Here is a 25,609-nt window from a genome sequence, read left to right on the forward strand (position 1 = left end):
CCTGGACCTTGCAACGACGCCCGCAGCAATCGCCGGAAAACGGGAGGCACCGTGGCCCATCATTCGATCTCGCGCAGGACCCTGCTGGGCGGCACGGCCGTTCTGGGGCTCTCGGCCCTCTCCGCGCGGGGCGCGCTGGCGGCCGGGCCGATGACCGTCGGCGTCATCTACGTGGGGCCGAAGGACGATTACGGGTACAACCAGGCCCACGCCAAGGGCGCCGCCGCCCTGAAGGGCCTGCCCGGAATAGAGGTCGTGGAAGAGGAGAACGTCCGCGAGACGACCGACGTCCAGAAGACCATGGAGAGCATGATCAACATGGATGGGGCGAGCCTCATCCTGCCCACCTCCTTCGGCTACTTCGATCCCCACGTGCTTATCGAGGCCAAGAAGAACCCGAAGGTGCAGTTCCGCCATTGCGGCGGCCTCTGGACGGAGGCGAACCCGAAGAACGCCGGCTCCTATTTCGGCTACATCGCGCAGGGACAATACCTGAACGGCATCGTGGCCGCGCACGCCACGAAGTCGAAGAAGCTCGGCTTCGTGGCCGCCAAGCCGATCCCGCAGGTGCTCAACAACATCAACGGCTTCCTGATGGGCGCCCGCAGCGTCGACCCGGCGATCACCTGCCAGGTCATCTTCACAGGCGAGTGGTCGCTCGCGGTCAAGGAGGCCGAGGCCACCAACGCGCTCATCGACGGGGGCGCCGACGTCATCACCTGCCACGTGGACAGCCCCAAGGTGACGGTGGAGACCGCCGCCCGGCGCGGCGCCTTCGTCTGCGGCTACCACGCCGACCAGTCGGCCCTGGCCAAGGACAAGTACCTCACCGGCGCGGAATGGGACTGGGCCCCGATCTATAAGGGCTTCGTCACCGGCATGCAGGCCGGCAAGGCGCCCCCGAACTTTTTGCGCGGCGGCCTCGCCGATGGTTTCGTGAAGATGAGCGCCTACGGCCCCGCCGTCTCCGAGGCGGCGCGCAAGAACGCCGACGCGGTCAAGGCCGAGATGATGAAGGGCGGTTTCGCCATCATCCGGGGGCCGCTGAAGGACAACAAGGGCAACGAGATCGCCGCCGCCGGCAAGGGTCTGCCCGAGAACGCGCCCGAACTCGAGAGCACGGGCTACCTCGTCGAGGGCGTCCGGGGCTCGGCCTGACCGGCGCTCACGGAGACGCCGCGATGGTCGCCGACACCGCAACGACGGACGCCGCCTCGGCGGACAGCGCGGTCGCCGCCCCGCGTGCGCCGGCCGGCCTCCAGCTTCGCGCCTGGGCAGCGCGGCGGGCGGAGGCCGCGATCATCCCGCTCGGGGCGCTGGCCCTCGGGCTCGGGTTGTTCAGCCTCTTCCTCGCGAGCCTCGGCAAGTCGCCGGCGGCCTTCCTCGACCTCGTCTACCGGGGCGGCTTCGGCTCGTCCTTCGCCCTGCAGAACAGCCTCCAGCGGGCGGCGCCCCTGCTGTTCGCGGCCCTCTGCGTGGCGCTCCCCGCCCGCCTCGGCCTCGTGGTGATCGGGGGCGAGGGGGCCATCGTGCTCGGCGGCCTCGCGGCGGCGGCCGTCGCGACGCCCCTGTCCGGGGCGCCCAGGGGTGTCGGTATCGCCCTCATGGCCCTGGCGGCCCTGCTGGCCGGGGCGCTCTGGCTCGGCGCGGTGGGGGCCCTGCGGGCCTGGCGCGGCGTCAACGAGACCATCGCCAGTCTGCTGATGTCCTACATCGCCATCGCGCTCGCCAACCACCTGATCGAGGGCTGGCTGCGCGACCCGGGCAGCCTCAACAAGCCCTCCACCCGGACCCTCGACGAGGCGTTCCGGATTGGCCCGCTGCCGGGGCTGGAGGTGCATTGGGGCCTCGCCGTCGGTCTCGTGGCCTGCCTCTTCGCCTGGGTCCTGACCGAGCGCACCACCCTGGGCTTCGCCGCCCGCATCGCCGGGGGCAACGTCCGCGCGGCCCAGATCCAGGGCCTGCCCGTGGGTCGCCTCATCACCGGTTTCACCGCGCTGGGCGGGGCGCTGGCGGCGCTCGCCGGGTTCTTCGAGGTGGCGGCGGTTCACGGCAACGCCAACGGCTCCCTGGTGGCCGGCTACGGCTATACCGGCATCCTCATCGCGTTCCTGGCCCGGCAGAACCCCCTGGCGATCCCCCCCGTCGCCTTCCTGCTCGGCGGGATCGAGGCGTCGAGCGGCCTGATCCAGCGCCGCCTGCACGTTCCGGACGCCACGATCCTGGTCCTCGAAGGGCTGCTCTTCCTCCTCGTCCTGATGGGGGAGACCCTGTACGGGCGCTTCAAGGTGTTCAGCCCCCACCTCTGGGGCGACAAGCAGGCCGCCGCGGGCCTCAAGCCTCCGGGAGCGCCGGCACCATGAGCGGCCTCGACCTGCCGGGCGATCTCGGCCTCTGGAGCGTGCTCCTCGCGGTGATCGGCGGGGCCATCCGGGTCTCGACGCCGTTCCTGTTCGTCAGCCTCGGCGAGACCATCACGGAGCGCTCGGGGCGGATCAACCTCGGCCTCGAGGGCACCCTGGTGTTCGGGGCGATGTCGGCCTACGCCACGGCGGTGCTCACCGGCTCGGCCTGGGCCGGCGTCGCCGTGGCGGGTCTTTCGGGCGGCCTGTTCGGGCTCCTGCACGGCTGGATCTGCCGGCTGCCCCGGGTCAACGACGTGGCGCTCGGCATCGCCCTGATGCTGTTCGGCTCCGGCCTCGCCTTTTTCTTCGGCAAGGCCTTCATCCAGCCCTCGGCGCCCCAGCTGCCGGCGATTCCCTTCGGCAACTGGTCCGACCTCGCCCAGGTGCGGGCGGCCCTCCAGATCAACGTACTGTTCCTCATCGGGGCGGCGCTCAGCGTCTTCCTGTGGTGGGCTTTGCGCAACACTCGGATCGGGCTCGTAGTCCGCATCGTCGGCGACAGCACCGACGCGGCCCGCGCCATGGGCTACGACGTCGACCGGGTGCGGCTGCTGGCCACCGGGGCCGGCGGGGTGCTGGCGGGCATCGGCGGGGCCTACCTGTCGCTGTACTATCCAGGCTCCTGGAACGAGGGCATCTCCTCCGGTCAGGGCCTGATGGCGGTGGCCCTCGTGGTGTTCGCCCGCTGGAACCCGCTCGCCTGCTTCGGTGCGGCTTTGCTGTTCGGCGGGGCCGGGGCGCTGGGGCCGGCGCTGCAGTCGGTGGGCGTCAGCTCAGGCTACTACCTGTTCTACGCCGCCCCCTACGTGCTCACCCTCGGCGTCCTCATCGCCACCTCGTCGCCGAACCACGCCCTGGCCGGAGCGCCGGGCGAACTCGGCCAAGCGAAGTAAGCCTCAGCAAACGGGTATTCCGAATGAACGGACTTGGCGGCCTCAACAAATCCCCGAACGGCGTCGTGCTCGGGCTGGTCCAGCTCCAGTTGCCGACTGTCGCCACGAAGGCGGACCTCGCCGCGCAGACGCAGCGCATCGTCGACATGGTCGGCAAGGCCCGGCGCAACCTCGCCACCATGGATCTCGTGGTCTTCCCCGAATACGCCCTCCACGGGCTGTCGATGGACACCAATCCGGACATCCTGTGCCGGATGGACGGCCCCGAGGTCGCGGCCTTCGCCAAGGCCTGCATCGACAACCGGATCTGGGGCTGCTTCTCCATCATGGAGTTCAACCCGCACGGAAACCCGTACAACACCGGCATCATCATCGACGATACCGGCGCGGTGAAGCTCTACTACCGCAAGATGCACCCCTGGGTGCCGGTCGAGCCCTGGGAGCCCGGCGACATCGGCATCCCGGTGATCGAGGGGCCGAGGGGCGCCAAGATCGCCCTCATCATCTGCCACGACGGGATGTTCCCCGAGATGGCCCGCGAATGCGCCTACAAGGGCGCCGAGATCATGATCCGCACGGCAGGCTATACCGCGCCGATCCGCGAGTCCTGGCGCTTCACCAACCAGGCGAACGCCTTCTGCAACCTCATGGTCACCGCCAACGTCTGCATGTGCGGCTCGGACGGCGCGTTCGATTCCATGGGCGAGGGCATGATCGTCAACTTCGACGGGCAGATCATCGCCCACGGCACCACGGGCCGCGTCGACGAGATCATCACCGCGGAGGTGCGGCCCGACCTCGTGCGCGAGGCCCGCATCCACTGGGGCGTGGAGAACAACATCTACCAGTTCGGTCATCGCGGCTACACGGCCGTGAAGGGCGGGGCCGGGGATTGCCCCTACACCTACATGCAAGACCTCGCCGCCGGCCGCTACCGCCTGCCCTGGGAGGACGCCGTCAAGGTCGTCGACGGTACGTCCTGCGGGTTCGCCGCGCCCACCCGATCCTACGCCGCCGGCCAGACCCCGGACGCGCGGGAAGCGGCGGAGTGAGGCAGGCCTCAGCCCTGCTTCTTCAGCGCCGCGAGCATCTCGCGGCGCAGAATCGCGTTGAGGCGCGTCTGGTAGCCGCGGCCCTCCCCGCGCAGCCAGGCCAGCACGTCTGAATCGATGCGCACCGTCGTCGAGGTCTTGGTCGGGCGGAAAAACTGCCCGCGCGCGGCGCTGGTCCAGAATTCCTCTGTAAGGGGCGGGATGTCGCTGTAATCGATCGCCGCGTCGGGCATGGCCGCGAGCGCGTCGCATTCGGCCTTGTGCGCTTCGGTGAGCGGCGGAAGGTTCGCCAGATCAACGTCAAAACGGACGCGATTCCCGTTCGTAACGTCGCCGCTCGGTGCGATCGGCACGTCGGGCCGAGATGATGCGGACGATTTCGATTTCCCTGCCATCCTCGTCCCTCTCGGTGAACGTGTGGACAATCAGCAGCACCGCGACGTCACCGATGGAACCGATCGCCGTCCAGCGCAGCTCCCCGCCCTCGACCCGGTCGGGCGCCGTGAGGAGAAACGGATCGGCGAAGACGCGAACCGCGGATTCGAAGCCGATGCCGTGCTTGCGCAGGTTCGAAGCGGCCTTGGCCGGGTCCCATTCGAAGTGCGTCGTCACAACGAAATTGTTACGACAAATCCGTTCCGCAAGCCATCCGGGACAAGCCACATGAGTGCTACCCCCTTACCCACCGCCGGCGGCGAGCGCCACGCCGCCGCCGAGCCCTATCCCTGGCCCTTCGACGGGCGGCTCCGGCCCGACAACACGGCGCTGGTCATCATCGACATGCAGATCGATTTCTGCGGTCCCGGGGGCTACGTCGACGCCATGGGCTACGATATCGGCCTGACCCGGGCGCCGATCGGGCCGATCGGGCGCCTGCTCGCGGCCGCGCGCCACCTCGGCTACCACGTCATCCACACCCGCGAGGGCCACCGCCCCGATCTCGCGGATCTGCCCGAGAACAAGCGCTGGCGCTCGCGCCGGATCGGGGCCGGCATCGGCGATCCGGGGCCTTGCGGGCGCGTGCTGGTGCGCGGCGAGCCCGGCTGGGAGATCATCCCCGAGCTGGCGCCGATGCCCGGCGAGCCCGTCATCGACAAGCCCGGCAAGGGCTCGTTCTGCGCCACCGACCTGGAGCTGATCCTGGGGCGGTGCGGCATCCGCAACCTGATCCTGACCGGGATCACCACGGATGTCTGCGTCCACACCACGATGCGCGAGGCCAACGATCGGGGCTTCGAATGCGTCATCGTCTCGGATGCCTGCGCGGCCACCGACCCGGGCAACCACGCCGCCGCCCTTAAGATGGTCACGATGCAGGGCGGCGTCTTCGGCGCCGTGGCGACGGCCGACGCGATCCTGGCGGCGATGGAATGAGGTCCGTGTCGGCTGAGGCGTCCACCGCAGGCGCGATCGCCATCGAGACGATCGGCATGACGAAGCGCTTCGGCGCCTTCACCGCCCTCGACGACGTCTCGATGAAGATCGAGGCCGGCGGCTTCCACGCGCTGCTGGGCGAGAACGGCGCCGGCAAGTCCACTTTCGTGAAGTGCATCATGGGCTTCTATGCACCCACGCGCGGCAGCGTGCTGGTGGATGGGCGCGAGGTGGCGATCACCAACCCGAAGGGCGCCCAGGCGCGCGGCCTCGGCATGGTCTACCAGCACTTCACCCTGGTGCCATCGCTGACGGGGGCCGAGAACCTCGTCATCGCCCGGCCGCACGTGCCGCCTGTGATCGACTGGCGCGCGGAGCGGGCCGTGCTCGCCGCCTTCATGGAGCGGATGCCGTTCCGGCTGAACCTCGACCGGCCTGTGGCGGAACTCGCGGCCGGCGAGAAGCAGAAGCTCGAGATCATCAAGCAACTCTACCTCAAGGCCCGCTTCCTCATCCTGGACGAGCCGACCTCCGTGCTCACGCCGGGCGAGGCCGAAGAGGTACTCGGCCTCCTGCGAGGCATGGCGGATCGGGGCGAAATCACCGTCCTGATGATCAGCCACAAGTTCCGGGAGGTCGAGGCCTTCGCCCGCACCGTCGCGATCCTGCGGCGCGGCGCGCTCGCGGGGAGCGGGCGGGTGGACGAACTGACGCGGGACGCGATGGCGGCCATGATGATGGGCGCGCGCGCGTCACGCACGGTGGCGGACCGGACCCGGACCCCGGATGGCACCCGCGACGTGCTGCGCATCGAGGCCCTGCGTGCCAATGATGCGTCGGGCCTGCGCCCGATCGCGGTCGAGGGCTTGCGGGTGCGCGCCGGCGAGATCGTCGGCATCGCGGGCGTCTCGGGCAACGGCCAGAAGGTGCTGGCGGACGTGCTGGGCGGCCAGATCCCGGCGGAGAGCGGCCGCGTGCTGGTTGAGGGCGAGGCCTATGACGGGCGCCGCGCGCAGAGCCGGGACCATCGGGTGCGCTTCATCCCGGAGGAGCCCCTGCGCAACGCCTGCGCCCCGCGTATGTCGGTGAGCGAGAACCTCGCCTTCCGCACCTTCGACCGGCGCGCCGCCCGTCGGGACGATGACGTTCCGGCCCGGCCGACCGTCTGGCTCGACACCGGCGCCATGCGGCGGCGGGCGGGTGCGCTGATCGCCCGCTTCGGGGTTCGGACCGCGTCGTCCGAGGCGCCGATCGCGACCCTGTCCGGCGGCAACGTGCAGCGCGCCGTCCTGGCGCGGGAACTCACCGGCCCGGTCAATCTCCTGGTCGTTGCCAACCCGTGCTTCGGACTCGATTTCTCGGCGGTGTCCGAGATCCGGGGGCGGATCGTCGCCGCGCGCAATGGCGGTGCGGCGGTCCTGCTGATCAGCGAAGACCTCGACGAGATCCTCGAACTCTCCGACCGCATCGTGGTGATGTCGGACGGGCATATCGTGCATGAGGTGGAGGCCGCCCGGGCCGACCCTCAGACCATCGGCCGCCACATGGCCGGGCACCACTGATTTCCATCGGGCGCGAGATCCTCGCGCCCGATCGTTTCAGTCCTGCGGCAGGTGCCTCAGCGACCCCCGGGGCCGCCATTCGCGCTGCCATTCGGGAAGGCCTGCTCGGGCCGGCTCGCATTGCCGCCCGCGGCCGAGTTGGTGGTCACGGTATCGGCACCGGTGGCGCCGTAGGAGATGACGAGGTCACCGCTGTTACCCGTGGTGTTCGGCTGGTTCTGGACGATGACGCCGCGCCGCCCCTCGTCGGGGAACAGGCCCTGCGCGGCGGCCGGCAGGGTCGTCAGCACGGCGAGCGTGATGGCGCTCGCCAGGATGGATGGGGTCTTCATGGTCGATCCTGAGGTGTCGAATTGACAGTCAATCCAGTTTGTCAGGCCGTGTTCCTGCGGCGAATGACCCGGTTCGCGAGCGTCGGCGCCTCGCCGCGCGGCGCCGTTAAGGCCTCGTGCAGCATATCGGCATAAGATCGCCGGCATGCGCAACGCCCTCGTCCTCGCCCTCATCCTCTGCGCCCCGGCCGCCTCCGCGGGGCCGCTGGATTTCTTCACTGGCGTTCCCGATGCGCCGGGCGTGGTCCGTGGCGGTTCCTTCGGGCCCAGCGGGAACGACTATTACGGCGACATGCGCCTCGGGGGCTCGAGCCGGACGGCGCTCACCGTCCGCCATGCCAGGGCAAAGCTTCAACCGGCTGCCCGCGAGAAGCGGCTGCCCCGGTCCTGAGCAGGGCGGGCCCCGTCGCGCTGGTCCTCGCGATACCGACCCGAAGACTCGCTTAACTTCGATCGCCTATGGTCCACGCGCCTGTGCCGGCTGTGGCACGGGTGCGCCGCCGTGCCGCCGCCACCGGCCCGCAGCGCGCTAAACGTCTCCGGTGGCTGAATGTCCGCATCCCCTCAGCCCGAATGGAGGCTCGCGATGCACGTCGCCCTCGTCGATCCGAGCCGGGTGATCCGGAAGACGGTCTCCGACATGCTGATCGCCGGTGGCCACAGCGTCACGGCCTTCTCGGATTCGGCCGCAGCGCTGGATTACGTGACCGGGAACGCCGCCGTGACCTGCGTCCTCACCAGCCTCGAGGTGCAGCCGCTCGATGGGCTGGAACTGTGCTGGTCGCTCCGGGCCCTGGCCGACGACCGGCGGCCCCTGACCATCCTGGCGATGTCTTCGGCTCGCGACAGCCGGCCCCTCGACGAGATCCTCGACAGCGGGGCGGACGATTTCCTGACCAAGCCGCCGAGCGCCCAGGAACTGTACGGCCGCCTGCGCAGCGCCGAGCGGGTGCTCAAGCTCCAGCACGCCCTGATCCGGCAGGCCGACACCGATCACCTCACGCAACTGCTCAACCGCGGCGCGCTGATGCGCCAGGCCCGGACCGCCCTCGACGCGGCCGGCGCGGGCCAGCCCCTGACGGTGCTCCAGATCGACATCGATCACTTCAAGAGCATCAACGATCGCTACGGCCACGATGTCGGCGACGTGGTGATCCGGTTCGTCGCCCATGTCCTGCGCGAGACCGGCGCCACGGCGGGCCGCCTCGGCGGCGAGGAATTCGCGGCGCTGATGCCCGGGCACAGCCTGGGAAGTGCCGCGGTCGTCGCGCACCGCATCCGCAGTCAGTGCGCCGCCAGGTCGATGCCCCAGCAGGGTTCGGCCTTGCGGTTCACCGTCAGCATCGGCCTCAGCGAGTGGGTGCCGGGCGACAGCGTCCAGACCCTGCTCAAGCGGACGGACGTCGCCCTGTACGCCGCCAAAGCGGGCGGGCGGGATCGCGTGGCGGTCACCACCGCCTCGCTCCGGACGGAGTGCGTCAGCTAGGATCGGGCCGCGCGGATCACCGGCGGATCGCACCGGCGCGTGAAGTTCGCGACGCGGTGTCGGCTGGCGGCCGCGCCGCGCGTCCTCTGATGCGAAGGAGACGCCATGCTCTACACCATTCTCTGCTACAAGGACGAGGACGTCGTCACCGCCTGGAGCGCCGACGAGGAGGCCGCCGTGATGGGCCGCCTCGCGCGCGTGCACGAGGGGCTCGCGCGGGCAGGCAAGCTCGGTCCCTCCCTACGGCTGCTGCCGACGACCGCCGCCACGACCCTGCGCAAGGCCGGCGAGCCGCCCCTGGTGATCGACGGCCCCTTCGCCGAGACCAAGGAGCAGCTCCTCGGTTTCTACGTCGTCGACGTCGCCGACCTCGACGAGGCGCTCGCGATCGCCCGCGACCTCGCGGCCGCCAATCCGGGCGGCGCCTACGAATTGCGGCCCGTCCTGCTCTACAATCCCGATCCACGGGGCGCGGCGCCAGGGACGGGGGCGGGCTGAGCGATGAGCGCTCCCGATCCCGACGCGGCCTGGATCGCCGCGGCTCTCACGGCAACGCGGCCGCAGGTCCTGGCCGCGCTCCTCCGGGTGTTCCGCGACCTCGACACCGCCGAGGAGGCGTTCCAGGACGCGACCCTGCGGGCTCTCAGAACCTGGCCGCGCAACGGCCCGCCCCGGGACGTCGCCGCCTGGATGATTCTCGTCGGCCGGAACGCCACCCTCGACGGCAAGCGGCGCGTTGCCCGCCTCGCCCCCCTGCCGCCGGAGGAGGCGCTGTCCGACCTCGGCGATGCCGAGGCGCCGCTCGCCGAGGCGATCGATGCCGGCTCCTACCGCGACGACATCCTGCGCCTGCTGTTCATCTGCTGCCATCCCGAGCTTCCGGCCACGCAGCAGATCGCGCTCGCCCTGCGGATCGTCTCGGGTCTGAGCGTCCCGCGCATCGCCCGCGCCTTCCTCGTCACCGAGGCGGCGATGGAGCAGCGCATCACCCGCGCCAAGGCGCGCATCGCCCGCAGCGCCGTGCCCTACGAAGCACCCGGCGCGGCCGAGCGGACGGCGCGCCTCTCCGCCGTCGCCGCGATGGTCTACCTCGTCTTCAACGCCGGCTACTCGGCCGGGACGCACGCGGAGCGGGCTGAACTCTGCGACGAGGCGGTGCGCCTCGCCCGCCTGCTGCTGCGCCTGTTCGGCACCGAACCGGAGGTGATGGGGCTCCTCGCCCTCATGCTTCTCCAGCATGCCCGCACCCCGGCACGCTTCGATGCGGAGGGCCGGATCGTCCCCCTCGACGATCAGGACCGGGCCCTCTGGCGCGGGCCGCTGATCGCCGAGGGCCTCGCCCTCGTCGACAAGGCGATGCGGCACCGGAGTCCCGGCCCCTACCAGATCCAGGCCGCCATCGCCGCCCTCCACGCCCGCGCGGCGCGCCCCGAGGACACCGACTGGGCCGGGATCGCCAGCCTGTACGAGGCGCTGGAGCGGATGCAGCCCTCGCCGGTGGTGAGCCTGAACCGTGCCTCCGCCGTGGGGAAGGCCGAGGGGCCCGCGGCGGGGCTCGCCCTGGCCGATCCCCTGGCCGGGGCGCTGGACGGCTACTTCTACTTCCACGGCCTGCGCGGGGCGTTCCTCCAGCAGCTCGGGCGCACGGGCGAGGCGCGGGAGGCGATGGGCCGGGCCATCGCACTGGCAGGCACGCCGGCCGAGGCCGCGCAGATCCGCCAGCAGCTCGACCGCCTGAGCCGGGAGGGATCGGCGCTCGAAAAAAACGTTGTCCGACCTGTCGGGGATCGCCCCGCCGACGCGTCCTTGTGACGAGGCCCGGCGGACCCGCGGCGCGGCCCAACAAGAGGAGAGGACCGGAATGAGCAGCACGAATCAACCCGATGCCCCCGCCCCCGTGAAGGGCGGCCTCGTCGCCTACCTGACGGTGGACGGCGCCATGAAGGCGGCGGAGTTCTACGTCCGCGCCTTCGGGGCCGAGATCGTCACCGTCATGCCGGTCGACGAGCAGGGCCGGACCATGCATGTCCACCTGTACGTGAATGGTTCGTCGCTGATGCTGGGCGATGCCTACCCGGAACACGGGCATGCCCTGCAGTCGCCCCAGGCCTTCAACCTGACCCTGATGGTCGAGGGCATCGACGAGCGCTACGCGCGGGCGGTCGAGGCGGGGGCCACCGCCCTGATGCCGCCCTCCGACATGTTCTGGGGAGACCGCTACGGCCAGCTGCGCGACCCCTTCGGCGTCCTCTGGGCGATGAATCAGGTGAAGCGCTGAGCGCGTCCCACTCTCCGTCACCGTTGCCGCCAGCACCCTTGCCGCCACCAAGCCCTTGCCGCCAAGCCCGTCGCGGAGCGCCGCCATGACCGACACGACTGGACGCGAACTCGTCCTCACCCGCCTCATCCCCGCATCGCCCGCCGCCCTCTACCGGGCCTGGACCGATCCGGAGCTCCTGAAACGCTGGTTCGCGCCGAAACCCTTCGCGGTCGCAGAGGTCGAAACGGACCTCCGGGTTGGCGGCGCCACCCGCATCGTCATGCGGGGCCCGGACGGGACCGAATTCCCGAGCCAGGGCGTCTATCTCGAACTCGTCGAGAACGCCCGCATCGTCTTCACGGACGCCTATGTCCGGGCCTGGGAGCCGTCGGCCAAGCCATTCTTCACCGGCATCGTCACCTTCGAGCCGGAGGCCGGCGCCACCCGCTACACCGCGCGCGTCCTGCACTGGTCGCAGGAGGATTGCGCGGCGCACGAGGCCATGGGTTTCCATGACGGCTGGGGCCGCTGCGCCGACCAGCTCGCTGAGCTCGCCGCCGGCCTTTAGCGGCGCGGACCCTAATCGACCCAACCCACGAGGGAGCAACGCCATGTCGAAGGTCAGCACCTGCCTGTGGTTCGAGCGGGACGCGGAGGCGGCGGTCAGCCTCTACGTCTCCCTGGTGCCGGAGTCCCGCATCGGGCATGTCCAGCGGGCCCCCGGCCCCTGGCCCGGGGGAGAGCCCGGCGATGTCATCATGATGACGTTCGTCCTCGGCGGTCAGAGCTTCCAGGCCCTCAACGGCGGCAGGCCGGCCGATTACGGCACGGCCGCCTCGATTTCGGTCGCCTGCGCGGATCAGGCCGAAGTCGACCGGCTCTGGGACGGGCTGGTCGCGAACGGCGGCTCGGAAATCCAGTGCGGCTGGCTGCGTGACCGCTGGGGCGTGCCCTGGCAGGTCGTGCCCACGATCTTGCCCCGCCTCCTCGCCGATCCGGACCCCGCCGTGGCCGACCGCGTCTTTGCGGCCATGCAGACCATGGTCCGGCTCGACGTCGCCGCCCTGGAACGCGCGGCCGCCGGCACGTCCTGACTGCGCCGGGACGGATCTGGCGCGTTTCTTCCATGGGCCGGCGGGTGCACATCGGATGTGCTACGACCCCCTGGCGGCCGGAACCCTGCTCCGGCGCCAAGCCCCTCTTGGAAGACTGGCACGGGCCGCCCCTTCGGCCGGGGCGGCGCTGCCGAAGCGGACCCACCGATGTTCCTCAGCGTGTTCGATGTGTTCAAGCCGGGCATCGGTCCCTCCTCGTCCCACACGATGGGGCCGATGACGGCGGCGGCCGACTTCCTGGACCTCCTGCGCGCCCATCCGGACAGGGATGCCGCCGCCGCGATCCGGGTGAGCCTGCATGGCTCCCTCGCCTTCACGGGCAAGGGTCACGCGACCGACCGGGCGGTGGCCCTCGGCCTCCTGGGCTTCCGGCCCGCCGACGTCGAGATGGACGCGGCCGAGGGCGGCCTGGCGGAGCTGCGCGTCCGCAAGCGCCTCGCTCCCCCCGGCCTGCCGGAGCTGGCCTTCGACCCGATGACCGGAATCGTGTTCGATTTCGGCCCGGCGCTGCCGGGGCACGCCAACGGCCTCGTCGTGACGGCCCTCGACGCGGAGCGCGTCCCCGTCCTGTCGGAGACCTATTACTCGATCGGCGGCGGCTTCATCGTCACGGCGGCCCAGCGCGCGGCCGCCGAACCGCCGCCCTCGGAAGGGGCCGATCCGCGGCTCTGGCCCTACCCCTTCGACACCGCGGTCACCATGCTGCGCATGGCCCGCGAGAGCGGTTTGTCGATCGCCGCCATGAAGCGCGCCAACGAGGTGGTCGATCGCTCGGAGGCGGAGTTCGACCAGGGCCTCGCCCGCATCTGGGGCGTCATGAACGGCTGCATCGAGCGCGGCCTCGCGCACGAGGGCGAGTTGCCCGGGGGGCTTCGGGTCAAGCGCCGAGCCAAGCACATCCGCGACCAGCTCGTCAGCGAGCGCGGCTCGAACACGGCCCAGCCGCACGCGGTCTCGGACTGGCTCAGCGTCTACGCCATGGCGGTCAACGAGGAAAACGCGGCCGGCGGCAAGGTCGTGACCGCGCCGACCAACGGAGCGGCCGGCGTCGTCCCGGCCGTGATCCGGTACTACCTCGACCATTGTGTCGGCGCCGATCCGGCTCGGGTTCCCGATTTCCTCCTCACCGCAGCCGCCATCGGCGGGCTGATCAAGCACAACGCCTCCATTTCGGGTGCCGAGGCCGGCTGCCAGGGGGAGGTCGGCTCGGCCAGCGCCATGGCGGCGGCCGGGCTCTGCGCCGTGCTCGGCGGAACCCCGGCCCAGGTCGAGAACGCGGCCGAGATCGCCCTGGAGCACCATCTCGGCATGACCTGCGACCCCGTCGCCGGCCTCGTGCAGGTGCCCTGCATCGAGCGCAACGGCATCGGCGCCACCAAGGCGGTGGCGGCGGCCTCCCTGGCCCTGCGCGGCGACGGCTCGCACTTCATGCCGCTCGACAACTGCATCGCGGCGATGCGTCAGACCGGCGAGGAGATGAGCCACAAGTACAAGGAGACCAGCCTGGCCGGGCTGGCGGTGAACCTGCCGGAGTGCTGAGCAATCCGGCCCGGTCTCAGGCCAGCCGGAGGTGCCGGATCTGCCGGCCCGGGGCGATGGCCTGGGCCGCCGTGGCGATGCCGCGCGCGTCGATGCCGAAATGCCGGTGCAGGTCCGCGATCGTGCCGGTCTGGCCGAACTGCGAGACGCCGAGCGCCCGGGTCCTGTGGCCCCGCACCGATCCGAGCCAGCCGAGGGTGGCAGGATGGCCGTCGAGGACGGTGACGAGACCGCAATGGGTCGGCACGTCGGCGAGCAGGCGCTCGATGTGGCTCGACGCCTCCGGCGCTCCCCGTTCGCGCAGGGTCTGGGCGGCGGTCCAGCCGGCCTGGAGCCGGTCGGCGGAGGTGACGGCGAGGAGGCCGACGTCGCGCCGGTCCTCGGCCATCAGCCCCGTGGCGGCGATCGCCTCGGGGGCGATGGCGCCCTGGTAGGCAACGACCACCTCGGCGTTCGGGCCGGGCCGGCGCAGCCAGTAGGCGCCCGCCACCATGTCGGCGGCCAGTTCCGGACCGATCTCCCGGGCCGGCTGCTCCAGGCTGCGGGTCGAGAGCCGGAAATAGGCCGAGCCGCCGGCCGCATCGGGCAGGCAGGTCACCGGGTCCGGTTCGGCCGGGCCGGAGCGCTGCATGTGTGCGAAGGCGAAGCGCAGCAGCACCGCGAGCTCGTCCACGAAGGCGGGCTCGAAGGCCGAGAGCCCGTCCTGGCCCATGCCGATCAGCGGCGTCTTGATCGACTGGTGGGCGCCCCCCTCGGGCGCGAGGGTGACGCCCGCCGGCGTCGCCACAAGGAGGAAGCGCGCATCCTGGTAGCAGGCGTAGTTCAGGGCATCGAGACCGCGCTCGATGAAGGGATCGTAGAGGGTGCCCACCGGCAGCAGGCGCTCGCCGAAGATCGAATGCGACAGGCCCAGCGCCGAAAGGGCGGTGAACAGGTTCGATTCGGCGATGCCGAGCTCGAGGTGCTGGCCGGAGGGCGCGAAGGTCCAGTTGAAGGTCGAGGGGATGCGCTCCTTGCGGAAGAGGTCGGCCATCGCTTGCCTAGCGAAGAGGCCGCGCCGGTTCACCCAGGCGCCGAGATTGGTCGAGACCGTGACGTCGGGGGAGGTGGTGACGATGCGCGCGGCGAAGGCCGAGTCGGTCTTGGCGATCTCGTGCATGAGGAGGCCGAACCCGGCCTGCGTCGAGAGCGTGGCCTGCTTCGGCGCCACCAGGCGTTCGGGCACGGGAACGACCGGCGCCTCGTAGCGGCGGCGGCCGCGCTGCACGAAGGGCACTTCGGCGAGGAAGCGCCGCATGGCGTCGGGCTCCACGTCGAGACCTTCGAAGGGCTCCCATTCGTGGCCCGGCCGAATTCCCATCTCGGCCTGGAAGCCCGCGACCTGGGTCGGGGTCAGCAGGCCGGCGTGGTTGTCCTTGTGGCCGGCGAGCGGCAGGCCGTGGCCCTTGATCGTGTAGGCGATGAAGCAGACCGGACGGTCATGGGCGCGGGCGGCCTCGAAGGCCTCCAGCAGCATGGGTAGGTCGTGGCCGCCGAGATTGCCCATCAGGGCTGCGAGTTCGGCGTCCGAGCGCCGGTCGATCAGGGCCGAGACCGCGCCCTGGTCGCCGAGTTCCTCGGTCAGGCGCCGGCGCCAGGCCGCGCCGCCCTGGAAGGCCAGGGCCGAGTAGGTCTGGTTCGGACAGGCCTCGATCCAGTCCTTCAGGCGCGCGCCGCCCGGCTCCGCGAAGGCGGCCTGCTGGAGCGTGCCGTGGCGCAGCACGACCACGTCCCAGCCGAAGTTGGCGAACATCGCCTCGAACTTCGCCCACAATCCCTCGCGCACCACCGCATCGAGGCTCTGACGGTTGTAATCGACGATCCACCAGGTGTTGCGCAGGCCGTGCTTCCAGCCCTCCAGCAGGGCCTCGAAGATGTTGCCCTCGTCCATCTCGGCGTCGCCGATGAGCGCCACCATCTTGCCCTCGGGCCGGTCGGCGCCCCAGCCCTTGGCGCGCACGTAGTCCTGGGTCAGCGATGCGAAGAGCGTCTGCGCCACGCCGAGGCCGACCGAGCCCGTGGAGAAGTCGACGTCGTCCACGTCCTTCGTGCGCGAGGGATAGGACTGGGCGCCGCCGAAGCCGCGGAAATTCTCCAGCTTCTCCCGGGTCTGGTGGCCGAACAGGTATTGCAGGGCATGGAAGATCGGGCTCGCATGGGGCTTCACCGCGACCCGGTCCTCGGGCCGCAGCACCGCGCCGTAGAGCGCCGTCATGATCGCGCAAAGCGAGGCCGAGGAGGCCTGGTGCCCGCCCACCTTCAGCCCGTCGGCGGAGGCGCGCAGGTGGTTGGCGTTGTGGATCGTCCAGGTCGAGAGCCAGAGGCTCTTGGCGGCCAGGGCGGCGAGATAGGGCAGTCGCGGATCGCTCATGAGGAAAAGTTAGCCGAGGTTCGGGGGTGAAAGTGGCCAAAATCCCTTGCCGCACACGGCTCTCGTGGCTCAGATTGATCGCCTGGGCCGCCACCGCGAGGGCTTCGTGCCAAGACCCGACCTCGATGCCATCGACCGCCGCATCCTCGTGGCGCTCCAGGAGGATGCCCGCCTGACGGTGCAGCAACTCGCCGAGCGGGTCGGGCTGTCCGCCTCGCCCTGCGCGCGGCGCGTCCGGCTCCTGGAGGCGGCCGGCGTGATCAAGGCCTACGTGGCGGTGGTGGATCAGGTCGCGGTGGGGCTGCCGGTCAGCGTGTTCGCTTCGGTGAAGCTCGAACGCCAGCGCGAGGAGGAACTCGACCGCTTCGCGGTGGCCGTGGCCCGCTGGCCGGAGGTGGTCGACTGCTACCTGATGACGGGGCAGCGCGACTACCTGCTGCGCATCGTTGTGGAGGACCTCGAGGCCTACGAGCGCTTCCTCAAGGACAAGCTCACGCGCCTCGACGGCGTCGCCTCGATCGAGTCGAGCTTCGCCCTCGGCCAGGTCAAGCGCGCGAGCGCCTTGCCCATCCCGAGCGCCTTGCCCATCCCGAGGGCCTTGCCCACCCCGAGGACCGGGCGCGACCCGTGAGGGATCCTCACGCGGCCAGACGGGCGCGGACCCAGTTGATCACGCCGCCCTCCAGGAGCACCTCGATCTGGCGGGGCGAGAGGTCGTGCCGCAGGCGGATCTCGCCCCCGCTGCCCAGCCGCGCCACGATCTCCGGGCCGGCGGAGAGCGCCCCGGCCACGTCCGCGATCTCGATCACGTCCCCGATCTCCAGGCGGTCGTAGTCGGACGGGTCGGCGAAGGTCAGCGGCAGGACGCCGAAGTTGATGAGGTTCTGCCAGTGGATGCGGGCGAAGCTCTTGGCCAGCACCGTCTCCAGGCCGAGGTAGCGCGGGGCCAGCGCGGCGTTCTCGCGGCTCGACCCCTGGCCATAGTTCGACCCGCCCACGATGGCGTGCCCGGCCCGCTCCCGGCCGCCCTGGCGGACGCGCTTGGGATAGGTGTCGTCGATGGGCTCGAAGGTGAATTCCGAGGTCTTGGGGATGTTCGACCAGTACGGCATCACCCGCGCACCGGCCGGCATGATGTCGTCGGTGGAGACGTCGTCGCCGGTCTTGAGCATCACGGGGACGCGGATCGAGGCTCCGAGCCGGCCGAGTTCGGGCAGCGTCGTGATGTTCTCGGATTTCTCAAGCGCCACCGCGCGCGCCTCGTCCTCGGGCAGGGGGGGCACCAGCATCGCGGCGTTGGCCGCCACCATCCGGGGGGACTCGATCCGGGGACAGGGCATGTCGAGGGTGCGCGGATCGGTGATGACGCCCGTAAGCGCCGAGGCGGCGGCGGTCTCGGGGCTGCACAGGAACACACTGTCCTCGCGGGTGCCGGAGCGGCCGGGGAAGTTGCGCGGCACGGTGCGGAGCGAGTTGCGGCCCGAGGCCGGGGCCTGGCCCATGCCGATGCAGCCGTTGCAGCCGGCCTGGTGCACCCGCGCGCCCGCGTGGATCAGGTCCGAGAGCTGCCCGTCGCGGATCAGGGTCTCGAGCACGACGCGGGTGGAGGGGTTGATGTCGAAGGAGACCCGGTCGTGCGCCTGGCGGCCCTTCACGATCGCGGCGACCATCGCGAAGTCGCGAAACCCCGGATTGGCCGAGGAACCGACATAGGACTGGTAGATCTCCGTGCCCGCCACCTCGGAGACCGGCACGACGTTGCCGGGGCTCGACGGCTTGGCGATCATCGGCACCAGGGCCGAGAGGTCGAGGTCCTCGGACTCGTCGTAGGTCGCCCCGTCGTCGGCGGCGAGGGGAATCCAGTCTGCTCCGCGCCCGACGCCTTCGAGGAAGGCCTTGGTGACCGCGTCCGAGGGGAAGACGCTCGTGGTCGCGCCCATCTCGGCGCCCATGTTGGCGATCACGTGCCGGTCCATCGCCGTCAGGTGCTCGAGGCCGGGGCCGTGATACTCGATGATCCGGCCGAAGCCCCCCTCGACGCCGTGGCGCGCCAGCAGGGTGAGGATCACGTCCTTGGCGCTGACCCAGTCGGGCAGGCGCCCGGTGAGCCGGACGCCCCGGACCCGGGGCATGCGCAGGTTCAGGGGCTGGCCCGCCATGGCGAGCGCCACCTCGACGCCGCCCGCCCCGAAGGCGAGCATGCCGAGCGACCCGGCGGCGGGAGTGTGGCTGTCGGAGCCCACCAGGGTCTGGCCCGGCTTGCCGAAGCTCTGCATGTGCACGGGATGGCTGATGCCGTTGCCGGGGCGCGAGTACCACACCCCGAAGCGGCGGCAGGCCGAGCGCAGGAACATGTGCTCGTCCGCGTTGAGGTGGTCGTTCTGCACGAGGTTGTGGTCGATGTACTGCGCGGCGAGGCCGACCTTCACGCGTTCGACGCCCATCGCCTCGAGTTCCAGCATGACGAGGCCGCCGAGGACGTCCTGGAGCAGGGTCTGGTCGATGGTCAGCGCGATGTCGCTGCCCGGCGTGAGGTCGCCCTCGGCGAGGTGGGCCTGGACGAGTTTCTGCGTGAGGTTGAGGGCCATGGCGGTCTTCCAGGCTGTTTCGGGGAGGAGGGCGGCGCGCCGGATGGACCGGAGCGCCGCCCGGATGGCGTCCCTTACGGGTTGCGGTCGTTGCGGCGCAGGCTCTCCGGCATCGCGAAGATCAGGAGGCCGGCCGCCACGAGGCAGAGGATTCCGATCCCGTAGAGCGCCGGGGTGGTGGACCCCGTCAGGTCCTTGACCCAGCCCACCGCCACCGGGCTGACGATGCCGCCGAACTGGCCCAGCGTATTGATGAGCGCGATGCCGCCGGCCGCGCCTGCTCCGGTGACGAGCTTGGCGGGAAGGGTCCAGAAGGTCGGGATCGAGGCGACGATGCCCGATCCCACCAGGGCCAGCGCGATCATCAGGGGCACGATCTGGCGGTCGAACAGGCCGGCGGCGAAGAACCCGAGGGCCGCCGCGATCGCGAGGCCAGCCACGAATTTCGGCCGCTCGCCGGAGGCGTCGGACAGACGCCCGATCACCACCATACTGATGGCGCCGCAGATGTAGGGGATCGCCGTGAGGAACCCGACGGAGGCGGCCTGGCCGCCGCTGGCGGTCTTGATCAGGTCCGGCCCCCAGAAGTTCAGGCCGTAGGAGCCGACCTGGAGCAGGAAGTACACGAGCGCGATCAGGAGGAAGCCCGGCTGCTTGATCGCCCCCCAGAGGGAATGGTCGGCGATGTCGCGGTTGTGGTGGGCGATCTTGGCCGAGAGCAGGTCCTTCTCGGCCCGCGAGAGCCAGCGGGCATCCTCGATCTGGTCGTCGAGGCGGAAGAACACCAAGGCGCCGAGGACGAGGCAGGGCAGGCCGCCGGCCAGGAACAGCCACTGCCAGCCGGCGAGACCCGCCACGCCGTTGAGGCCGCCGAGGATCAGGCCCGCCACGGGCGCCCCGAAGATGCCCGAGAAGGCCGAGGCCACGAACATGAAGGAGGTCACGCGGCCCCGGAACGAGGCGGGGAACCACAGGGTGAGGTAGTACAGGATGCCCGGCGCGAAGCCCGCTTCCATGGCGCCGATGATGAAGCGCAGCACGTAGAAGTGCCACTCGGTGGTGATGAAGACCATCAGCGCCGTGGCGATGCCCCACGAGACCATGATGCGGGCGATCCAGCGGCGCGCCCCGACCCGGTACAGGAACAGGTTCGAGGGTACCTCGAAGATGACGTAGCCGACCACGAACATGCTCGCGCCGAGCCCGTAGGCGACGTTGCTGAAGCCGAGGTCGCTCTGCAGCTGGAACTTGGCGAAGCTGATGTTGATCCGGTCGAAGAACGCGAACATGTAGCAGACCATGATCAGCGGCATCAGCCGCCACGCGGCCTTGCGGACCACGCTGCGTTCGGTGACGTCCTGCACGCCCGCGAGCGGGGCGGTGGTGGTGGCGATGGGCATGTTTCCTCCTGGGGCGATGGCGTGGGCCGGCCTTGCGGCGGTCACCGCGGTGACCGCCGTGGCGGGCGCTCGGGGTCCGGCCGGAGCCACCTTCTGCGGGGGCTTGCCGGCCGAGGTCACGGAGTCGGTGGTCAGGCCGCGGCCGGCACCGGGTGCAGGTCGGAAGGCCGGCCTGCCTTGGCGACCTGTCCCGGCACGTCGTGGCCGATCAGGCGCGGCAGGTCGCGGGACAGGCCGATCAGGGCGTCGAGGTCGAGGCCCGTCTCGATGCCCATCTCGTAGGCCATGCTGACGAGGTCCTCGGTGCAGATGTTGCCCGTGGCGCCGGGCGCGAACGGGCAGCCGCCGAGGCCGCCCAGCGCCGCGTCGAAGCGGCGCGCGCCCGCCCCGTAGGCGGCCAGCACGTTGGCGAGCCCCAGCCCGCGGGTGTTGTGGAAGTGCAGGGTCAGGTGCTCGGCCGGCACGATCGTCAGGGCGCGGGCGACGAGGTGCTCCACCTGCCGGGGGTTGGCCATGCCGGTGGTATCGGCCAGCGTCACGCCTTCGATCCCAAGGGCAAGGTAGCGCTCGACCTGGCGCATCACCTTGTCCGCTGCCTGCTCCCCCTCGAAGGGGCAGCCGAAGGCCGTGGCCACCGTGGCGTTGGTGGAAACGCCCGAGCCGCGCACCGTCTCCATGATGCGGGAAAACCCCTCGATCGAGGCGGCCGGCGACATGCCCATGTTGGCGCGGTTGTGGGTCTCGCTTACCGAGGCGACGAGGTTGACCTCGTCGACCCGCGCCGCGAGCGCCCGCTCGGCGCCCTTCGGGTTGGGCACCAGGGCGACGTAGACGGTGCCGGGCCGGCGGTGAAGGCCGGCAAAGACCTCGGCCGCGTCGCGCAAGGCCGGCACGGCCTTGGGCGAGACGAAGGACGAGACCTCGATGCGGGAGAATCCGGCTGCCGAGAGCGCGTCGATCAGCGCGATCTTGTCGCGCGTTGCCACGAAGACGGGCTCGATCTGGAACCCGTCGCGGGTGGCGACCTCCTGGATCAGCAGGGGGCTGGCATTCGTTGCGGTCCCGGTCATTGGATCGCTCCCTCGCGACGCAGGCGTTCGATGGTCTCGGCATCTCGGCCGAGGTCGGCCAGGACGTCGTCGGTGTGGGCGCCCAGGGCCGGCCCCTGCCAGCGCACGCCGCCCGGCGTGCCGGACATCTTGGGCACGATGCCGGGCATCTTGACCCGGGTGCCCCCGGGCAGTTCGGCCTCCAGGATCATGTTGCGGGCCGCGTAGTGCGGGTCGGCCACGATGTCGGCCACCGAATAGATCCGGCCCGCCGGCACGTCCGCCGCGTCGAGGGCCTGGAGCGCCTCGTCGACGCTGCGCGCCCGCGACCAGTCCGCGATCACCCCATCGAGCATGCCGGCCACGGCCGAGCGGCCGTCGTTGCCGCGCAAGGCGGGATCGTCGGCAAGATCCTGCCGGCCGATCACGCCCATCAGGCGCCGGAAGATCGGGTCCGAATTGCCCGCGATGACGACGAAGCCGCCGTCCTTCGTCGGATAGGTGTTGGAGGGCGTGATGCCGGGCAGGGCGCCGCCCGTGCGGGTGCGGACCTCGCCGAGGAGGTCGTATTCCGGCACCAAGCTCTCCATGACGTTGAACACGCTCTCCACGAGGGAGACGTCGATGACCTGGCCCGCGCCGGCGTTCGTCTTGACGTGCAGGAGGGCCATGAGGGCGCCGATGACACCGTGCAGCGAGGCCAGCGTGTCGCCGATGCTGACGCCGACGCGGGCGGGTGGGCTGTCCGGGCTGCCGGTGGTGAAGCGGATGCCGCCCATCGACTCGCCGATGGCGCCGAAACCGGGCCGGTCGCGGTAGGGCCCGGTCTGGCCGTAGCCCGAGATGCGGACCATCACGAGGCTGGGGTTGAGGGCCGAGAGCACGTCCCAGCCGAGGCCCAGCTTCTCCAGGCCGCCGGGCCGGAAGTTCTCCACCACCACGTCGGCGCTGCGGGCGAGATCCTTGACGATCTCCAGGCCCTCCGGCGTCTTCAGGTTGATCGCGATCGACTTCTTGTTGCGGGACTGCAGGTACCACCAGAGCGAGGTGCCCTCGTGCATCTTGCGCCACTTGCGCAAGGGATCGCCGTCGCCGGGCGTCTCGACCTTGATCACCTCGGCGCCGAACTCGGCCATGATCTTGGTGGCGAACGGCGCGGCGATGAGTTGGCCGAGTTCGAGAACTCTGATTCCACTGAGCGGGCCGGTGGCCGAAGCTGTCGCTGAGCTTGGCATTGGCGTCTCCTCCATTGTTCTTGGAGGTAGCGATATTGTGCCGAATGCCCGAAGTCCAAACGTCATGCGCGAGCGTGCGTTCTCTCTAGGCGAACGCTGAGTCCAGCTCCGACCTCAGGGGCCGGTGCGCAGGTGCTCGAGGAGCAGGCCGGCTGCCGGGGGGAGGGCGCCCGGCCGCACCACGAGGCTTAAGCTGCGGTAGGACCATGCATCGGTGAGCGGCACCGCCACGAGGTGCATCTGGGGGCCGAGAAGGGCATGAACGTGGGCGGGCACCACGCCGAGCCCCATGCCGGCCTGCGCCATCCGGCAGATCGCGTCGAAGCTCGGCACGTGGATGCGCAGGCGCAGGGGCTGCCCGAGGCGACGCGCCTCGTCGCGCAGGGTCATGTAGATCGAGCTTTCGCGGTGCATCCCGACATGGTCGTGCGCGAGGGTCTCGACGAAGGCGACCGCCTCGCGCCGGGCCAGCGGATGGTCGGCGGGCATGACGAGGACGAGGCGGTCGCGGCGATAGGGGTAGCTGCGCAGGGAGCGGGCATCGGTGCCGCCGGCGCAGAGGCCGAGATCGGCCACGCCCTCCTCGACGCCGGCCACCACCCCGCCGCTCGGCCGCTCCTCCAGATCGACCCGGATTCCGGGCTGGACGGCCAGGAAGGCCTGGAGGTCCTCGGGCAGGAACTGCACGATCGCCGAGAGATTGGCGAGCACCCGGACGAAGCCCCGCACGCCGCGGGCATGCTCCGCGAGTTCGAGGCTGATCTGCTCGGCGCTGGCCAGCATCCTTCGGGTGTGATGCAGCAGCGTCTCCCCGGCCGGCGTCGGGCGCATCCCGCGCGGCTCCCGGGTGAGGAGCGTGCAGCCCAGGACGCCCTCCAGTTCGGCGAGGCGCTTGCTGACGGCCGAGGGCGCGATGGCCGCCCGCCGGGCCGCGCCGTTCAGCGTGCCCTCCTCGCAGATGGCCGCGAATAACCGCAGGGTCTTGAGGTCCAGGCGGTTGAGGATGGACGGGGTCGGAAATCCGTCCGGCATGCCCGCTCCTCCGCGACCCGCGGATCCGAGCCGGCCCGAGTGTATCCCGGCCCCGGTCGGAGGCGTCAATGACCGGGCTGGACCGCCTCGTTCACACCCCTGCGACGGCGTTCGTCGACGAGCCTGGCGAGGGAGCGCCCGACTTCCAGCAGCAGCATGTCGCTCATCCGCTGTAGCAGCGGCTCGGGGACGGCCTGGAGGGCATTGTGGGCCGCGAGACAATGCTCGGCCGCGTTCTCCAGGGGATTCCGGTCCGGATCGTGACCATCCGGTGGATTCGCGTCACGCCGGCACCGCGTCCGGGTCATGTCGATCACCACGCCGCTCCCGCGCTGGGGACGCCCGGCTTCGTCGAGGACGGTCCGACCCCGATCCAGAACCCACCGCACGACGCCGTCCGCCGAGCGGACGCGGTACTCGATCGTGCAGCACATCCCCGTCTCGGCGCTGCGCCGGATCTCCTGCGCGGTTCGTGCGCGATCCTCGGGATGAATACCGGCGAGGAAGACGTCGAGCGATGCGCCCGTTTCGGCCAGGGCGGGATCGACGTTGAATACCAGGGCGACGAGGGTATCGGTATAGACCCGGTCGTTCGGAACGTCGTATTCCCACCGCCCGATCACATCCGTAGCATCGATCGCCTGTTGCAGCATTTGTGGCGGGACCTCCGCCTCACGCACGCGATACGCTCCCATACACGACCCTGATGTCATCGAATCTTCGACGCGAGCATTATCGGGGTACCGGATTGAAAACAACGCCAGGAGGTGAGATTTCCTGCCACACGCTTCTGTATGCACTTAAGGGCAAATTCGAGAGGCGTCGTTAACGTTGAGTAATGAGATGAGTTGCAAGATGGGAATGCCCGACGCCGAGCCGTCGAAGGACCGCGAGCCGGACTGGAGATCGGAAGAAGCAGGCCGCTTGCGGCAGCGGAGTCTGCAACTACAGGCGCAGATCGCCGAAACACTCGGTCTTCCGGTGACGGCGTTCCATCCGGCCGCGACGCTCCGACCGGGCGAGACCGGCGCGCCGGAGGCCGTGCACGACGAGGCCTTCGCGATGAGCCGTGACTGCTCGGCGCTGATCGAGGCCTTCACCAGCATCACGGATCCTGCGGAGCGTCAGCGTCTGCTGCAGATCGTTCGCGACGCGGCCGCACGATCGAGCAAAGTCTGAACGCATCGATCGTGCCGGGTTCCCGGGCGCCGTTGCGTGGACGACGGAGGTTGCCGGCGCCCCCGCGAGTTCGATCAATTTCGCGCATGCCCCATTGCCAGGACCCTGCCGCCGTCGGACATGATGGGCGATCGGACACGTGGTCGGACTGAGTGGGAGCATCACCATGGAACGCCGGGATTTCTTCGCTGGGCTCGGAGCCGCCGTCGCGCTCTCCGCCGCCACGTCGGCTCTGGCGCAGGCGCCTGAGCCTTCGCACGCGCACGGGGAAGGCCACGGGATGCAGGACCACGGGATGCAAGGCCACGGGGCCCACGAGCATCCGCCCCAATTCGCCGCGCTCAAGGAGTCCAGCGCGCGCTGCGTCTCGACCGGCAACGATTGCCTGCGGCACTGCTTCGGCATGCTCGCGATGAACGACACCCGCATGGTCGCCTGCATGAAGTCGGTCTACGACCTCGTCCATGCCTGCGGCGCCCTGGAGACGCTCGCGGCGGTCAATTCCCCGCACACGCGCGTCCTGGCCAAGGCGGTCGGCGAGATCTGCGCGGCCTGCGAAACCGAGTGCGCCAAGTTCCCCGACATCGCCGACTGCCGCGCCTGCCGCTCGGCCTGCCAGACCTGCGCCGCCGAGTGTCGGAAGATCGCGGCCTGAGGGCGGTGCCGTAGGTCACGCCCTTCTCCGCGGGCCAGCGCCG

General features: G+C 70.4%; 27 protein-coding genes. 17 read left to right on the forward strand and 10 right to left on the reverse strand.

Features of this window, described 5'->3' with window-relative positions:
* Positions 1-51 precede the first annotated feature (51 nt).
* The 4 genes from MFF30_RS00360 to MFF30_RS00375 are packed head-to-tail and all read left to right on the forward strand — an operon-like array spanning position 52 to position 4,350.
* The gene (locus MFF30_RS00360; protein ID WP_373320809.1) at positions 52-1,158 is read left to right on the forward strand and encodes a BMP family ABC transporter substrate-binding protein; all 1,107 of its coding nucleotides are present in this window, start codon (positions 52-54) and stop codon (positions 1,156-1,158) included.
* A 23-nt stretch (positions 1,159-1,181) separates the two neighbouring features.
* A complete protein-coding gene (locus MFF30_RS00365) occupies positions 1,182-2,363 on the forward strand; it encodes an ABC transporter permease (RefSeq protein WP_238275058.1) in 1,182 nt (393 codons plus the stop codon).
* Entirely contained in the window at positions 2,360-3,298 is a 939-nt protein-coding gene (locus MFF30_RS00370; protein ID WP_238275069.1) for an ABC transporter permease, read from the forward strand. The genes MFF30_RS00365 and MFF30_RS00370 overlap by 4 nt, the downstream gene beginning before the upstream one ends.
* A gap of 23 nt (positions 3,299-3,321) precedes the next feature.
* On the forward strand, positions 3,322-4,350 hold the full coding sequence (locus tag MFF30_RS00375; protein ID WP_238275078.1) for a formamidase: 1,029 nt from the start codon (positions 3,322-3,324) through the stop codon (positions 4,348-4,350).
* Between the two features lie 8 nt (positions 4,351-4,358).
* Here MFF30_RS00375 and MFF30_RS00380 read toward each other — a convergent pair whose 3' ends face one another.
* Positions 4,359-4,745, reverse strand: coding sequence for a BrnA antitoxin family protein (locus MFF30_RS00380; protein ID WP_238275079.1), 387 nt, complete (start codon positions 4,743-4,745; stop codon positions 4,359-4,361).
* A complete protein-coding gene (locus MFF30_RS00385) occupies positions 4,651-4,962 on the reverse strand; it encodes a BrnT family toxin (RefSeq protein WP_238275081.1) in 312 nt (103 codons plus the stop codon). The genes MFF30_RS00380 and MFF30_RS00385 overlap by 95 nt, the downstream gene beginning before the upstream one ends.
* Positions 4,963-5,013: 51 nt before the next feature.
* Here MFF30_RS00385 and biuH point away from each other — a divergent pair, with 51 nt between their 5' ends.
* Positions 5,014-5,724, forward strand: coding sequence for a biuret amidohydrolase (biuH, locus tag MFF30_RS00390; protein WP_238275084.1), 711 nt, complete (start codon positions 5,014-5,016; stop codon positions 5,722-5,724).
* On the forward strand, positions 5,721-7,286 hold the full coding sequence (locus MFF30_RS00395) for an ABC transporter ATP-binding protein (RefSeq protein WP_238275094.1): 1,566 nt from the start codon (positions 5,721-5,723) through the stop codon (positions 7,284-7,286). The genes biuH and MFF30_RS00395 overlap by 4 nt, the downstream gene beginning before the upstream one ends.
* 56 nt (positions 7,287-7,342) lie before the next feature.
* Here MFF30_RS00395 and MFF30_RS00400 read toward each other — a convergent pair whose 3' ends face one another.
* On the reverse strand, positions 7,343-7,618 hold the full coding sequence (locus MFF30_RS00400) for a hypothetical protein (RefSeq protein ID WP_238275097.1): 276 nt from the start codon (positions 7,616-7,618) through the stop codon (positions 7,343-7,345).
* A gap of 145 nt (positions 7,619-7,763) precedes the next feature.
* On the opposite strand from MFF30_RS00400, the gene MFF30_RS00405 reads away from it, so the two are divergent.
* From MFF30_RS00405 to MFF30_RS00440, 8 genes are all read left to right on the forward strand, one after another.
* Positions 7,764-8,009 carry a hypothetical protein gene (locus MFF30_RS00405; RefSeq protein ID WP_238275099.1) on the forward strand — a complete coding sequence of 82 codons (246 nt, stop codon included), beginning with the start codon at positions 7,764-7,766 and terminating at the stop codon, positions 8,007-8,009.
* 195 nt (positions 8,010-8,204) lie between these two features.
* Positions 8,205-9,104, forward strand: a complete 900-nt coding sequence (locus tag MFF30_RS00410) for a GGDEF domain-containing response regulator (protein WP_238275111.1) — start codon at positions 8,205-8,207, stop codon at positions 9,102-9,104.
* A gap of 105 nt (positions 9,105-9,209) precedes the next feature.
* The gene (locus MFF30_RS00415) at positions 9,210-9,602 is read left to right on the forward strand and encodes a YciI family protein (RefSeq protein WP_238275113.1); all 393 of its coding nucleotides are present in this window, start codon (positions 9,210-9,212) and stop codon (positions 9,600-9,602) included.
* Between the two features lie 3 nt (positions 9,603-9,605).
* Complete coding sequence (locus tag MFF30_RS00420) at positions 9,606-10,916, forward strand: RNA polymerase sigma factor (protein WP_238275115.1); 1,311 nt, start codon at positions 9,606-9,608, stop codon at positions 10,914-10,916.
* A 49-nt stretch (positions 10,917-10,965) separates the two neighbouring features.
* Entirely contained in the window at positions 10,966-11,382 is a 417-nt protein-coding gene (locus MFF30_RS00425) for a VOC family protein (protein ID WP_238275117.1), read from the forward strand.
* A gap of 85 nt (positions 11,383-11,467) precedes the next feature.
* A complete protein-coding gene (locus tag MFF30_RS00430; RefSeq protein ID WP_238275119.1) occupies positions 11,468-11,932 on the forward strand; it encodes an SRPBCC family protein in 465 nt (154 codons plus the stop codon).
* Positions 11,933-11,975: 43 nt separating this feature from the next.
* Complete coding sequence (locus MFF30_RS00435) at positions 11,976-12,458, forward strand: VOC family protein (RefSeq protein ID WP_238275121.1); 483 nt, start codon at positions 11,976-11,978, stop codon at positions 12,456-12,458.
* 168 nt (positions 12,459-12,626) lie between these two features.
* Complete coding sequence (locus MFF30_RS00440; protein WP_238275129.1) at positions 12,627-14,018, forward strand: L-serine ammonia-lyase; 1,392 nt, start codon at positions 12,627-12,629, stop codon at positions 14,016-14,018.
* 16 nt (positions 14,019-14,034) lie between these two features.
* Here MFF30_RS00440 and MFF30_RS00445 read toward each other — a convergent pair whose 3' ends face one another.
* A complete protein-coding gene (locus MFF30_RS00445) occupies positions 14,035-16,428 on the reverse strand; it encodes a thiamine pyrophosphate-binding protein (protein WP_238275132.1) in 2,394 nt (797 codons plus the stop codon).
* Positions 16,429-16,534: 106 nt separating this feature from the next.
* Here MFF30_RS00445 and MFF30_RS00450 point away from each other — a divergent pair, with 106 nt between their 5' ends.
* Positions 16,535-17,059, forward strand: a complete 525-nt coding sequence (locus MFF30_RS00450) for an Lrp/AsnC family transcriptional regulator (RefSeq protein ID WP_238275134.1) — start codon at positions 16,535-16,537, stop codon at positions 17,057-17,059.
* A 7-nt stretch (positions 17,060-17,066) separates the two neighbouring features.
* On the opposite strand, the gene MFF30_RS00455 is transcribed toward MFF30_RS00450, so the two are convergent.
* From MFF30_RS00455 to MFF30_RS00480, 6 genes are all read right to left on the reverse strand, one after another.
* Positions 17,067-19,016, reverse strand: coding sequence for an aconitate hydratase (locus MFF30_RS00455; RefSeq protein WP_238275136.1), 1,950 nt, complete (start codon positions 19,014-19,016; stop codon positions 17,067-17,069).
* A 74-nt stretch (positions 19,017-19,090) separates the two neighbouring features.
* Complete coding sequence (locus MFF30_RS00460; protein WP_238275138.1) at positions 19,091-20,416, reverse strand: MFS transporter; 1,326 nt, start codon at positions 20,414-20,416, stop codon at positions 19,091-19,093.
* Between the two features lie 131 nt (positions 20,417-20,547).
* Positions 20,548-21,486, reverse strand: coding sequence for a hydroxymethylglutaryl-CoA lyase (locus MFF30_RS00465; RefSeq protein ID WP_238275140.1), 939 nt, complete (start codon positions 21,484-21,486; stop codon positions 20,548-20,550).
* Entirely contained in the window at positions 21,483-22,700 is a 1,218-nt protein-coding gene (locus tag MFF30_RS00470) for a CaiB/BaiF CoA transferase family protein (RefSeq protein WP_238275143.1), read from the reverse strand. The genes MFF30_RS00465 and MFF30_RS00470 overlap by 4 nt, the downstream gene beginning before the upstream one ends.
* A 114-nt stretch (positions 22,701-22,814) precedes the next feature.
* Positions 22,815-23,732 (reverse strand): LysR family transcriptional regulator, encoded by a 918-nt coding sequence (locus MFF30_RS00475; protein WP_238275145.1) that lies wholly within the window; start codon positions 23,730-23,732, stop codon positions 22,815-22,817.
* A 65-nt stretch (positions 23,733-23,797) separates the two neighbouring features.
* A complete protein-coding gene (locus MFF30_RS00480; protein WP_238275147.1) occupies positions 23,798-24,385 on the reverse strand; it encodes a PAS domain-containing protein in 588 nt (195 codons plus the stop codon).
* Positions 24,386-24,593: 208 nt separating this feature from the next.
* Between MFF30_RS00480 and MFF30_RS00485 the strand changes: the two genes are divergently transcribed.
* Positions 24,594-24,911: a hypothetical protein gene (locus tag MFF30_RS00485; protein WP_238275149.1), complete on the forward strand. Its 318-nt coding sequence runs from the start codon at positions 24,594-24,596 to the stop codon at positions 24,909-24,911.
* Positions 24,912-25,077: 166 nt separating this feature from the next.
* Positions 25,078-25,566 carry a four-helix bundle copper-binding protein gene (locus MFF30_RS00490; protein ID WP_238275151.1) on the forward strand — a complete coding sequence of 163 codons (489 nt, stop codon included), beginning with the start codon at positions 25,078-25,080 and terminating at the stop codon, positions 25,564-25,566.
* Positions 25,567-25,609 lie beyond the last annotated feature (43 nt).

Origin of the sequence: Methylobacterium goesingense (genome assembly GCF_022179225.1) — a bacterium.
GTDB classification, from domain to species: Bacteria; Pseudomonadota; Alphaproteobacteria; order Rhizobiales; family Beijerinckiaceae; genus Methylobacterium; species Methylobacterium goesingense.